The organism is Sphingobacterium siyangense (assembly GCF_023277505.1).
Taxonomy (GTDB): Bacteria; Bacteroidota; Bacteroidia; order Sphingobacteriales; family Sphingobacteriaceae; genus Sphingobacterium; species Sphingobacterium siyangense.
This window is the reverse complement of sequence record NZ_CP080574.1, coordinates 1,487,939-1,500,312: the sequence shown is the minus strand read 5'-3', so window position 1 is coordinate 1,500,312 and position 12,374 is coordinate 1,487,939. Positions and strand designations below refer to the sequence as shown.

Annotated in this window: 10 protein-coding genes; 3 read left to right on the top strand and 7 right to left on the bottom strand. The window is 37.5% G+C overall.

All coding sequences use genetic code 11. The annotated features are described in order from the left end of the window. Window positions 1–31: 31 nt before the first annotated feature. From K2F45_RS06130 to K2F45_RS06110, 5 genes are all read right to left on the bottom strand, one after another. Entirely contained in the window at window positions 32–937 is a 906-nt protein-coding gene (locus tag K2F45_RS06130) for an AraC family transcriptional regulator (protein ID WP_248933146.1), read from the bottom strand. Window positions 938–1,125: 188 nt separating this feature from the next. Beyond that, window positions 1,126–2,115: a DUF5007 domain-containing protein gene (locus tag K2F45_RS06125; protein WP_248933145.1), complete on the bottom strand. Its 990-nt coding sequence runs from the start codon at window positions 2,113–2,115 to the stop codon at window positions 1,126–1,128. Window positions 2,116–2,123: 8 nt separating this feature from the next. Next, complete coding sequence (locus tag K2F45_RS06120) at window positions 2,124–2,807, bottom strand: hypothetical protein (protein WP_248933143.1); 684 nt, start codon at window positions 2,805–2,807, stop codon at window positions 2,124–2,126. A gap of 18 nt (window positions 2,808–2,825) precedes the next feature. Then, window positions 2,826–4,439: a RagB/SusD family nutrient uptake outer membrane protein gene (locus K2F45_RS06115; RefSeq protein ID WP_248933142.1), complete on the bottom strand. Its 1,614-nt coding sequence runs from the start codon at window positions 4,437–4,439 to the stop codon at window positions 2,826–2,828. A gap of 4 nt (window positions 4,440–4,443) precedes the next feature. Then, complete coding sequence (locus K2F45_RS06110) at window positions 4,444–7,581, bottom strand: SusC/RagA family TonB-linked outer membrane protein (protein ID WP_248933141.1); 3,138 nt, start codon at window positions 7,579–7,581, stop codon at window positions 4,444–4,446. 238 nt (window positions 7,582–7,819) lie between these two features. Here K2F45_RS06110 and K2F45_RS06105 point away from each other — a divergent pair, with 238 nt between their 5' ends. The 3 genes from K2F45_RS06105 to K2F45_RS06095 all read left to right on the top strand — a co-directional run bounded on the left by K2F45_RS06105 (window position 7,820) and on the right by K2F45_RS06095 (window position 10,317). Next, window positions 7,820–8,986 (top strand): purple acid phosphatase family protein, encoded by a 1,167-nt coding sequence (locus K2F45_RS06105; RefSeq protein ID WP_075991381.1) that lies wholly within the window; start codon window positions 7,820–7,822, stop codon window positions 8,984–8,986. 119 nt (window positions 8,987–9,105) lie between these two features. Continuing rightward, window positions 9,106–9,585 (top strand): GNAT family N-acetyltransferase, encoded by a 480-nt coding sequence (locus K2F45_RS06100; RefSeq protein ID WP_248933139.1) that lies wholly within the window; start codon window positions 9,106–9,108, stop codon window positions 9,583–9,585. Window positions 9,586–9,780: 195 nt separating this feature from the next. Further along, complete coding sequence (locus tag K2F45_RS06095; protein ID WP_075991380.1) at window positions 9,781–10,317, top strand: GNAT family N-acetyltransferase; 537 nt, start codon at window positions 9,781–9,783, stop codon at window positions 10,315–10,317. 24 nt (window positions 10,318–10,341) lie between these two features. On the opposite strand, the gene K2F45_RS06090 is transcribed toward K2F45_RS06095, so the two are convergent. After that, the gene (locus K2F45_RS06090) at window positions 10,342–11,199 is read right to left on the bottom strand and encodes an alpha/beta hydrolase (RefSeq protein WP_248933138.1); all 858 of its coding nucleotides are present in this window, start codon (window positions 11,197–11,199) and stop codon (window positions 10,342–10,344) included. A gap of 172 nt (window positions 11,200–11,371) precedes the next feature. Then, window positions 11,372–11,593, bottom strand: a complete 222-nt coding sequence (locus K2F45_RS06085; protein WP_075991379.1) for a methyltransferase type 11 — start codon at window positions 11,591–11,593, stop codon at window positions 11,372–11,374. Window positions 11,594–12,374 lie beyond the last annotated feature (781 nt).

The window sequence follows — 12,374 nt, the reverse complement described above, 5'->3', positions numbered from 1 at the left end:
TAAAAGCCACGTCACACGACGTGGCCTTAAACTAAACATATGAAACAATTGTATTTTCTGTATGTCGCTGATCATAGCGCATAATATACTCTTTCGGTGTGCAACCGATAATCTGTTTAAATACGCGGTTAAAATTTGTAATGCTATTGAAGCCACAGTTATAAGCGATAAATGAGATATTTTCCAAATGTAAATGATCTTTTCCCAATTGACTGCAAACCTCATTAATTCGTATCCGGTTTAGATAACCAACTAAGGTAATTCCACAGTGTTTTTTGAAATAACGGCAGAATGCCTGTGGCGACAAGTGTGCACTTTCTGCTACACTCTCTAAAGTAAGCCCATGTTTAAAATGTGTATTGATATAATGACAAACCTTTTCAATTCGGTTATTTTTTCCAATCGAACAGACGGCAGCCTCCATGGGTTCAGGACAGAGTGAATCTGTTCTCTTTGAAATTTGAGATAGTGTTCTTAACAAATAAAAGAAATGCATCATTTTATCTATCTTTTCGGCTTGTTTTAACAACATAATACGCTTAGATACCACTTCGAAATCCATCTTAGGAATCTTAACCCCCCTGGAATCCTGTTTTAAAAATTGCTCCAATGGTTCAAATTCGCCCAACATAAAGAGCTGTTTTAATCTCCCAGCAGGATCAAAAAATATGGAAATCGAACGTGCCGCATCGCTCGCCTTATCTTCGGAAACAGATTTAAATACATGCGCCTGGTTCGCGCCAATGAAGAAGATATCGTTTTCTTTAAAGCTATGCAAGGTTTCATCCACGAGCAATACACCTCTTCCCTTTGTAATCCACATCAGTTGCGCTTCTTGATGACGATGCAAATGCGGGTAGAAAGATTCCGATATATCCTCTTGAACAGTTATACTCTGTCCTTGTATCACGGGGATATTAAACTGTAGTGTTTTCATAGTGCGTCGGTATTTAGGGTACTCAACATTGGTTTACTAAATATAAATAACAAACACAACATATTTATTATACGTCAATCTGAGATCAAATAAAATATCAAGATTTGCTCATTATTGGATAATTTTTGCACTTTGATCTTTTGGATCTATTAAAAACAAGGGGAGCCCCGCTTTGCCCCCCCTAATCGTTATTGTGTTATACGCGTTACTGTTGGCAGTTTCACCTGAACCTCATAAGTACCTTCCATCAATAGTTGGAATCCAAATACGGGGTTAACATTATTAGCACTCAACCCATCTACCTGTGCATACTTCATTGGGATGCGATAATAATTGAGAAATCCCCAATCTGTTCCATCTTTTCCAATTAATTTAGCCAATGGAAAGGGGGCTACTTCAAAATCACAGATCATTGAATTATCTGTAACCTGTACGGGATTAAACTTCACATGAGATTCAAACATCGGACGATCCCCTCTTTTGATCACTTCTCCATTTTTAGGATTGAATGCATTTCCATTTTTATCGACGATCTTTAGAATAACACGAGCGCCATCGTTTGAAATTTTTGTACAAGTCACCTTTGGAGCCGTGATCCCAGTAAAAACTTCAGCAGCACTTGATCCTGACGCCGCCTGATATGTTACTTTAAACATATCATCAATCGTGGGCTCTACAATCTCAATGGTTGCCAATTTAGGGAATACCCGTTCTCCTCTTGGATTGGTCATTTTGACATCAAAATTAAAACGCCCTAGAGGTAGGTTGGCAGAAGCTCGATTAAAAACCAGCTGTCCACTGACGGTATTGAATTCCATCGGAGCCTTTTTTACTGTTTCTCTCTTTTTATTGAGAAGCTCAACCGTGGTATCTGTCTCGGCATTGAATACTAAACCAGGCTTAAAGGTTAAAATGTCAAATTCTTTAAAAAAGACATCCGGTGCGGGCTGACCTGTTGCTTCATCCTTTAAATTTAACAATTCGAATGTATAGGGCGGAGTGGAGCCATCCGTATTGATACGGTCAGACATCGTAAGCGACATCCCACGTTTACAAAAGATGGTATTGTCTTTATAACGGATACCTTCACTCAAAAAACCGTTTTCAATTTTTTTGCACCCAGAAGTCAGTGTAAAAACAAACACTAGGCTATATAAAATTTTTAAATTCGTTTTCATATCTGTTTTTAGTCAGCCATTTTTCCGGCGTTAAAAAATAAACGATGTGTGTTTTGCAATACATGCAATACACCTGTCGTCGTAATAATTCCTGAGGTTTGACAATCATAGGATTTATCGAGCTGATCTTTGGGAATCGCATTATAATCTGGTTCTTCAGCATCAAGAGTCCCGATAACCTTTGTAAAATTGAGATAGTCTACATAATCCAAATAATCGCTGTAATCACGTGTTCTACGCAACTTAATATTGAACCTGACATTTGGGATCGCGCCAAGCTTGCTCACAAAATATTTATTATCCGGGCTGAGATTCTCTCTTGTAATCTTTCCATCGAATAGATAAATCATCATCGAATCACGTAGTTCCTTGACTGGGATGTTATTTATCCCGAACTGAATATTTTCGTTTCCTACTTCAATGATCTTTAGTTGTTTTTTGGCGGCTACATAATCCCGTACGCCATAATCACTCGTAGCAAAGAAAGTGACATCCGAATTGACAATATCTTTAATACCAGCGCGATCTATAATCTTAACCAATGAATCAAAGCTTCCGTGCTGCTTTAAAAAATCATAGGTTGTCTGATTCACGTGGGCGTCGCTCTTTCCTCCATCTACTTTGTAATTATCTTTCTTACAAGCAAAAAGAAAGATCAATAACGACGCAAACAATCCTGTTATCTTTTTCATAATTCTTTTAGTTAGTGCTTAAACCTTTCCTCTCCAGTAAGAGGTCTGTGTCAACTTGTTATTATTTTTGAATAGGGCTGGATTAATCGGCCAATAAAATCCTTCTTGACGAAAACGGGATTCTGAAAGCCATGGAACAAAATTGCTGTATTGCTTTGTTCGCAATAGATCATAAAAAATATGCCCTTCGAGATAAAGTTCCTTACCTCTTTCAATAATATATTCGTACATGACATCGTCTTTACTCGATGTATTATCCACGAATGCAGATTCATCGGCGCCATTCCTTTTTCTAAATTCATTGATGATATCTATCGCTTTAGAGACTTGATTTCTGTAGAGTGCAATTTCGGCTTTCAACAAGCGCATATCCGCTAACCTAAAGACAATCAAATTATTGCTAACATAAGGATCTTGCTTTTGTGATGGATTACGATAGACAACACTTTGATATTTTATGCAAGTAGCTTTATCGCTGTTTAAATCTGTAAAATTACGTCGACAGCGAATATCGCTATCGTCAAAGACCTGTGAAGGCATCGCTTTCCACTCCCACTGCTGCAAACTTGTATTCCAATACCAATCCCAAACTTGGTCTATTTTATAAAAATGATTTGTCAGATAATCTGCATTGACATAACACCTCGAATTTGTTCCAGTAGTTGCCAGCTGCGCAGTTCTCAAAAACATATTGGCAATATGCTGGTTGGTTCCTTCACGCGTATTTTCACTCATTGCAATTTCAAAAATACCCTCACTCGAAAGTCCTTCGAAAGTCTTGTAATAATTAGATGTATCGGTCAATGAATACATACCATTATTTAAGATTTCATCGATGGCCTTATCGGCTTTGTCTACCGTTTCGAGATCCGGTTGGTTTGAATTGACATCGCTCATTGTTGCCTTCCAAAGGTAAAAATGTGCTAACAATGCATTCACCGCGCCTTTATTGGCTGTAACTTTCGCATTCCCAACAAGTGAATATTGCCAAGGTAGCAGTTCATGTGCCAACAGTGCGTCCTTCTCAATCTGCGCCATAACCTCTTTTTTGGTACTTCGTGCTAATTCTGGAGCAGAAATAGGATCATCGTATTCTTCAGTTACCAAGGGGACATCTCCCCAAACACGTAGCATCATAAAATAAGTGAACGCCCGTAAAAAATAGGCCTCTCCGAGCATCTCATTTTTGAATTTCGTCGGATTGGTCACATCGGTCAGCAAGTCGTCCGCTACCTTAGGAACTCGATTAATAAGGATATTGCTCATTGTAATCGCTTTATAATACTTGGTCCAGTCTCCGAAGTTTTCTACGTTGTATTGAAATGTGAAATCTCCGTCTTGAATTCCTTCCAGACCATCGCCATTATACTGGATTGTAAAATAATTCTTGGCAATTGCATCGCCATACATAAAGTATCGAGGACTCGGATTCCAGTTACCTGAATTCATCACATCCCGTACCAAGGCATAGTTACCTGCCATAGCACTTCTCAAATCGCCGGAGCTTTTCCAATACGCACCCGCGAAGGTTGAATTGACAGGTTCTTCCACCAAAAACTTTTTACATGACCCTAGCAAGAAAACCAGCATCAGTAGCACAGCTAGTCTATAGTTTAAAAAAAATCTTTTCATCGTCTTAAAAAGTTAGTTCAAATCCTAATGTATATTTTCTTGGAATAGGATAACCCCCACCGTTATACTCTCCATATGGGTTTACTGCCTCGGCATCAGGCAATTTTTTTGATTTTTGCCAACGGGCTACATTGTCAACTATACCAAAGAATCTCACTTTAGAAATACTCCATTTCTTGCTAATGCGTTCAGGGAGGTTGTAAGAAAAAATAAGGTTCTTGAAACGCATATAGGAACCATTTTCTAAAAAGAAAGTCTGTGCAGAGGTATAGTAGTAGCGATAGGTACCAATATCATATTTGGCATATTCAGCTTTATCACCTGGCTGCCTCCAAATATTCAGTTTATCTAAATCCCGTATCGAATAGTAAGTGAAATTTGATACCGCATCTCCAGAAGTGGAATTATTAAATTGATCTGATTCAAAAAGATTTAGTACATCTCTTCCAAAACCATAGGTAAAAAATAAAGTAAGCGAAAAGTCTTTATAGTTAAAGACATTATTCCAACCACCGGTCCATTTAAAATTGGGATCTCCAATAGCCCTTTTATCAGGATTGATACCACTGTTAAACACGTCTACAAAATAATCGCCATCAACATCTTCAAAATAAAAATCTCCTGGATTGAACGTTCCATTGGAATTGCGATAACGCTCACCTGTATAGGGGTTAACAGGAATATCATCCAGGGTAGCAAAAACGCCCAAAGTTTTATAGAGATAGAATGCGTTGATTGGACTACCTACGGAAAGGATATGTGATTTATCAAATCGATCGCCGTCCATGACCATATCACGGCCACCATTTGGAAGGTTCATAATTCGATTCTTGACATAAGAAATATTTAAATTGGATCGCCAGGTCAATGCGGAGCTACGTGGGAGAACATCAGCTGATAATTGAATATCGACACCTGAATTGCGAATCCCGACAGAATTTGTTTTGGCATAATCATATCCTGAAGTCACCGGGAGCATTACATCAAATAGTCCGTCATAATTTTCCTTATTAAAGACATCGACCATAGCTGTAAATCGCCCCTTGTACAACTCCATATCGACACCTAAATTCCATTGCCTGTTGCGCTCCCAGCTGAGATTCTTTTGGGCAACGCCATTGTTAAAGTTTGGTGTAATAGCCACTTGGCCATTATAGGAAGTTGCTCCGGAATTACCCTGATACCCCCCATTATTGACATTATAGAGATTATACTGCAAATAGTTGCTTTTGGGGAGAGATCCGGTCAACCCGTAACTTCCTCTAATTTTAAGTAAGGTGAATGTAGGATTGTTTTTCAGAAAATCTTCTTCAGTTAAAATCCAGCCAACAGATGCCGATGGAAAATATCCCCATTTGTTGTTCTCTCCAAAGCGGGACGAACCATCAGCACGTACAGCACCTGAAAAAAGGTATTTACTATCAAAATCATAGGAAAAGCGACCGAGATAAGATAGCTGTGACCATTTTTGCAAATCGGAGTTGGCACCAATATTATTTTGCAGAAAACCTGTAACCACTTGGATCTGATCCGATACGCCCTGGCTGCCCCAAGCTGATACATTTTGCATTCTATTCTTTTCAGCTTCCTGGCCCAGTAATACATTAAGCGAGTGTTTTCCAAACTGTTTGACGTAGGTTAAAAAGTTCGATATCCTGACCTGGCTATTCTCATAAGAATAAGCTGACGAATAATTACCAGCCCCGCTCATCAAGGCAGATGGTCTATTATAAGCCCTATTGGCCATATCTTTAATATAGGCAGATTGGGAGGTAAAAGTTAACCCAGGTGCAATATTGAAAATCAGATTTAGATTGGTATTCAGATTAGAAGATTCATTATTGTCAAGACTACTATCATAGGTACCCAAAAGATAAGCTTTTTTAGCATCTGAAAGATTAAAAAGTGATGATGGCATACTACCCGCACTCAATGCTATTGGGCTCACATCACTCCCGCTCCCCCGCGCTCGCTTATTATACGAATAGGCAACAATGGGATTGATCGTTAAACGCTCATTGATAGCCTTACTGGACAAATTGAGTCTTCCTGTATAGCGTTTAAACCCGGTTGCTTTAATGATCCCAGCCTCATCGTAATAATTCCCGCTAAAACGATACGAACTAATTGCCGATCCGCCGCTAACAGAAAGGTCTGCACTCTTTATCTTTCCTTTTTGGTAGAATAGATCCTGCCAATCTGTATTTCCATTGAATGCAGGGTTTAGCGAATCGGTTAGCATAAAAGGTAGATTTCTAAAATCGTTGGAAGAGAGTTGATTTTTTAGTATCGTCATCTTCTGCTCACGTTCGGTTCTTCCGAGTGTTACTTCACGTAGTTCGGGCCGTTGCGTTAGACCTCCATATCCGGTTAGCATAAAACGGGGATCGCCATTACGCCCTTTTTTCGTCGTAATCATAATCACCCCATTTGCTGCTCTAGACCCATAAATTGCAGCAGCAGAAGCATCTCTGAGCACGTCCACAGATTCGATATCATTCGGATTTAGACCTGCAAGGTAGTTGGTTCCTGTTCCTGTATTCGGACCCACAAATTGTTCTGTAGGCTGCGGAACTCCGTCAATAACATAGAGTGGATTACTAATGACATTGTAATAGTCGTCATTGGAGTAATTCAGGCTAACTGCCGATGTACCACGAACAGCCAATGTTGGCGAAGCACCCGGAGCGCCAGAAAAATTCTGAACGTTGACGCCAGCTAATCTTCCCTGAAGCAACATATCAAAACTGGCAGCTGGAAGATTTTCTAGATCCTTACCTGAAATACTTGATATAGCTGCAGTAGCTTTTTTGCGGGAAGTACTTTGATAACCGATTACCACGGCCTCGTCAAGAATACTTAATGTTTCGACCAAGGTAAAGGTCATTTTACCGGTTGCAGGGATAGGCTGACGCGCCCGCTCGTATCCGATAAAACTCGTCTCCAAGACATCTCCAACTTTACCTGAAATCTTAAAATTCCCCTGATCATCGGTCTGTGTACTATTGGAAGTACTCGTGTTTCTTAAAGTTACTCCGGCTAATTGCTTACCATTCTTATCACGTACGGTACCCGTGATCTGCTGGCCTAGTGCAATTAGTGAAGTTAGAAACACAGATAAAAATAAAACTATCTTTTTCATTTGTGTTTGATTAGGTGCTCTTACTTAGGTTATTCCAAATATAGGAGCTAAACACAGGTCTAATTTTCTTAATTATTACCAGTTTACAGCACTTTTTTAGCAAAAAACAAAACGGGGCGCCATGTAGTCTAGCAAGACTGTTACATTTTGATTGATGGCTTTTTTACACAATTTTATATCTTTAGCTTAAGAAAAACCGATTTACATCGGTAAATCAATTATAGACCCAGGTACTACAATGACGAAACTAAAATGCATCATCCTATTGTTGTTCTTCAATTGTTTTATGGCAGTTGGTCAGGATGCGATCAGAATAAATCACTTACCTTTCATTCAAGGACTGACAGAGCAATCTGTTTCCATTATTTGGACGACAGACAAGCCTGCTACTGGCTGGGTTGAGCTGGCCCCAGATGACTCCAGTCACTTTTACTTTAAGGAAAGACCAAAATATTATGCGGCTGCCTATGGCTTCAAAAAGGTAGGCACTTTACATCAGGTTACATTGACCAATTTAAAACCTGGAACACGCTATAGATATCGTGTGTATAGTCAGGAAGTTCTCAAACATGTTGGAGTCAATGTGCAATATGGAAAAGTAGTGGCCACTGATGTCTATCAAAAGGCACCCCTATTTTTCCAAACCTTTGGCATGGCCAAATCTACCCATTTTACGGTAGTTAATGATATTCACGAACGCAATGAGGTTCTCGATAAGCTATTGGATATCGGCGGTCTAAAGACTAGTGACTTTGTGGTATTCAACGGTGATATGGTTAATAACCTATTAAGTGAAACACAACTATATGAAGGGTTTATGGATACCGCCATTAAAAAGTTCGCCAGCGAAAAACCAATGTTTTATTCAAGAGGCAATCATGAAACACGTGGACCTTTTGCCACTGAATATCCCCAATATTTCCCAACACCAACAGGTAAACTATATTACCAATTTAGGCATGGAAATGCTGGTTTTATCATTTTAGATTGTGGTGAAGATAAACCCGATACCGACATTGAATATAGTGGCATTGTAGATATGGATAACTATAGAAGCGAACAAGCGGCCTGGTTAGCTCAAGCTATTGAAGATCCGTCATTTAAAGATGCCAAATATAAGATCGTAATCTGTCATATGCCCCCTTTTGGTGGATGGCATGGGGAACAAGAGATTTTGGAGAAATTTGTTCCTATCCTCAACAAAGCAGGAACACAGATCATGCTATCAGGACATTTACATAGAAACATCATCAAAAATGCGACAAATACGATACAATTTCCGGTCATTGTAAATTCCAATAATAATGTGCTTCGCGTAGATTTAGACGATGAAAAAGGAATCTTCAAAATTCTCGATCAGCAGGGGAAAACGGTGGACCAAGTGATCATTAACCCGTTAAAATAAAACAACAAATTTGCTCATGAATGAGGACTATACGGCCATAACCGTATGTTGTAAAACTACCATATAGATATTTTAACTCTATTCTTTATAATTAAGCAAATTATGGTAAATTAATCTAAATGAATACAATATCGACTGAATATCTGATGACCTCAGAACTTGACAGGAACGAAAAAATTGCTATCATGGGATTACGGAATAAAGAATATCCCGCAGTTATGGCATATTCCAGCCTATCGACCTTTGAGAACTATTTGGAAAGCTTAGGCCAACCACAACACATCCTTGTCAAACAAAATCAACAAATTGTCGGTTGGTGTTCAAAATTTGATCGCGATACAAAACGCTGGTTTCTTATTATACTTTCAAGTCTTTTACACAAAAAAAGAATAGGTTCCAATCTACTTGACAGATTGAAATCTGAAGAAACGGAGCTTAACGGCTGGGTGATAGACCATCACATGGAGAAAAAAAATAATAATTGCCCGTATAATTCACCGCTAGGTTTCTATATGAAAAATGGTTTTGAAGTCGAACCGAATCAACGTCTTGAGACTTCCAACCTATCAGCAGTAAAAATAAAATGGTCAAGAAGATAGCGCAGGAAATTTACCTGCACTTTCATATGCAAATGCTAATAGCAAATCGTACTTCCGTCAATTTCTAACAAAAAAAGCTTCGAAAGAGCAAAGAAAAACGACCCTATGTGCATCTATCAGGGGAACGAGCATTAGCTGAAGAGCCTTTGAACCTGAATAAATTTTGAAAATAATGAATGCAATATACCTTAAACCATGGTCAACTTAAAACCACTCTCTGTTGAAGATGTCTCACCATTTTATGAATGGCTCAATGACGATTTATCTATTAAATATTCCCTCTCTCTTTTTCAGTCACTCCGATCAAAGGATCATATAGACAATTGGTTTTTATCCGTTGTCAACGATTCTAAAAATTTTAATCGTGGAATTTTCCTAAACGATTCGAATAAACTGATTGGGTATGCGGGCATTTGTAATATTTCCAAGCTAAACAGATCCGGAGAGTATTTTATCTTTATAGGGAATCGCCAAGAATGGGGGAAAGGGATAGGCTCTTTAGTTACCAAATTAATCCTAGATATAGGGTTTGGAAATCTAGGGCTCAATAGAATTATGCTTACGGTATCTGAACCGAATTATGCAGCGATAAAAGCATATGAAAACGCAGGATTTCAATTGGAAGGAAGAATGCGTAAAGCCTGTTTTAGGGATAATCAATTTCACGACAAGCTATTGATGTCAATCCTGGAAGATGAATGGCACGATAGAAGAAACCTAAGTATAAAATAAAATTAATCGCTACATATCCCCACACTATTTTGAATAAAATGTTTTTGGATACAACTTCTTAAAAGCGTTGTAGACCGCTTGATGTATTACAGTGGAATGCAATTCATCAGGCATGTAATCAAATACAAAATGAATTTTTTTATTGTTATTAAGTATATCAGATAACGCTATGGCCTCGTCATACATTCTCACATCTTCTTCTTTATTGGGCACACCAAGATAAACTTTTACATCTTTTTTCAAATTACCTTGTAGAAACTTCTCCGCTTTTTTCAATAATGACTCCTCGCCCCACCACAAACTTGGGCTTATAATAATATAGTCATCAAATAGTTCGGGTTGTTTTAATAGTATCTCTACGGAAAGAAGCCCAGCCAGTGATTCTCCTATTAAAGTCTGTTTTCCATTCGATTTATAATTGCCACTTATGTAAGGAATCAATTCATTTTTCATGAAGGTTCTATATTTATCGGAACCACCATACGAGGGAAAGCTAGCTTTTTGAAAACCTTCCTTTTCTATAAAATCTGTATTTTCAACAGGGAAGGTAAAATCTCTCCTACGTGTATTTCCACCTATTCCAACAACAATACTTCGAGGGAATCTATCGATCCAGGGTTGTGTACTGAAACGGACAATACCCGCAATATGAAAAAAATCTTCATCAACACCACCATCAAGAACATATACAATTGGATAGCGAACAGCATCATTGGGGTTATAATTGTCGGGAAGATAAATGTTGATCATTCTGTCTTCACCCAAAACTTTTGAATGCAAAATCTCTGACCTCCCCATCAATAAAGGAGTACCATTTTGTGCCAAACAATCTGTATTAAAAATAAAGAAAATTAAAAGAATGAGCATTCTATTACCAATCATATCCGATATATTGCGCTTACCAAGACTGTTTTTTTGAATAATCCTATATTGAAATCCTTGACTATTCGACATAATATCCCTAAGACCTGCCAACAGTTTTGTTCAACAAATTACCAGCACAATTTACAATGAAAATTAATATAATTGTTAGTTTTTTATTTTTTGAGCATAATTAAATGATTCTTTCACAACGATAACCCCACTCAAACATCTTTCTAACAATGCTGTTGGTCTCAATTTCCAATTGTGAAGATTCAATTCTTAGAATACGTTCTTCATCGTCAAGATCGAAATTAATTTTATAAGAGGAAAACAGGCTGACAAGAGTTGCAACAATTCGCTGTGCATCCTTCATTCGATAAACATTGGTTTTAAATATTTCGACTCGTTTCATTAGATCTGATTAAGTTCAATTCAAGAAATACGGTGTTAATCCTATTCTATTTACTCATTCTAAACTACAATACAGCGCGTGCAACAGCTACAAAATTTAGATAAACACAGTAAAAAACTCGGTAAGTATGGTAAATTAAACGGTAAACAACAGGCTGCTATTTAATAACTGAATTATAACCGTTCATAAATCCCTGAATAAGTTCAGGTAGATTCAATAATAAAAATACGCAAATGACAATAGCAATAATGGCATAAAAAAACCACGACGAACTTTTCTTTTTCATAACAAGCTATTTAAGAATAATCAATTTAAAAATATAGGCTTCACAAAGATGGAAATTGCGCTAGAGCGCTGCAAAACAGAACAGACGCCATAACATACCCTCTTGATTTTCAATATAACTCAATATACGAAATTAATCTATATAACAATAAAGTAATTTAAAAATTATATTTTTCAAAAAATAAAAACAGTCACTTCAAATAAGAAAGTTAATGTTACAAAATAGAATCTTTGTAATCCATATATAGTTGAACCTTATCTTGTCGCATATTGTGTAGGATACTGGGCTTAATAGTGCGATTGATTGAAGATTTATATTCTACTATAGTGTCCCCAATATTGGCCTGAGGATCTTTGGTTTTCACATTGGTAGAGATGGTTATCAATCCTACTATAGTTAAAATTACCAATGAATTAAAGAAGTGTATCATAAATAAAGATTGAATAGTTTATCAATCCAATTTCAAAAAATAAACTTTAAAAAACCATAAGTTTT

Coding starts and splice junctions, on each gene's coding strand:
- K2F45_RS06130 (WP_248933146.1), bottom strand. CDS start 937: ATGAAAACACTACAGTTTAATATCCCCGTGATACAAGGACAGAGTATA.
- K2F45_RS06110 (WP_248933141.1), bottom strand. CDS start 7,581: ATGAAAAAGATAGTTTTATTTTTATCTGTGTTTCTAACTTCACTAATT.
- K2F45_RS06085 (WP_075991379.1), bottom strand. CDS start 11,593: ATGAAACGAGTCGAAATATTTAAAACCAATGTTTATCGAATGAAGGAT.
- K2F45_RS06115 (WP_248933142.1), bottom strand. CDS start 4,439: ATGAAAAGATTTTTTTTAAACTATAGACTAGCTGTGCTACTGATGCTG.
- K2F45_RS06090 (WP_248933138.1), bottom strand. CDS start 11,199: ATGATTGGTAATAGAATGCTCATTCTTTTAATTTTCTTTATTTTTAAT.
- K2F45_RS06100 (WP_248933139.1), top strand. CDS start 9,106: ATGAATACAATATCGACTGAATATCTGATGACCTCAGAACTTGACAGG.
- K2F45_RS06125 (WP_248933145.1), bottom strand. CDS start 2,115: ATGAAAACGAATTTAAAAATTTTATATAGCCTAGTGTTTGTTTTTACA.
- K2F45_RS06120 (WP_248933143.1), bottom strand. CDS start 2,807: ATGAAAAAGATAACAGGATTGTTTGCGTCGTTATTGATCTTTCTTTTT.
- K2F45_RS06095 (WP_075991380.1), top strand. CDS start 9,781: ATGGTCAACTTAAAACCACTCTCTGTTGAAGATGTCTCACCATTTTAT.
- K2F45_RS06105 (WP_075991381.1), top strand. CDS start 7,820: ATGACGAAACTAAAATGCATCATCCTATTGTTGTTCTTCAATTGTTTT.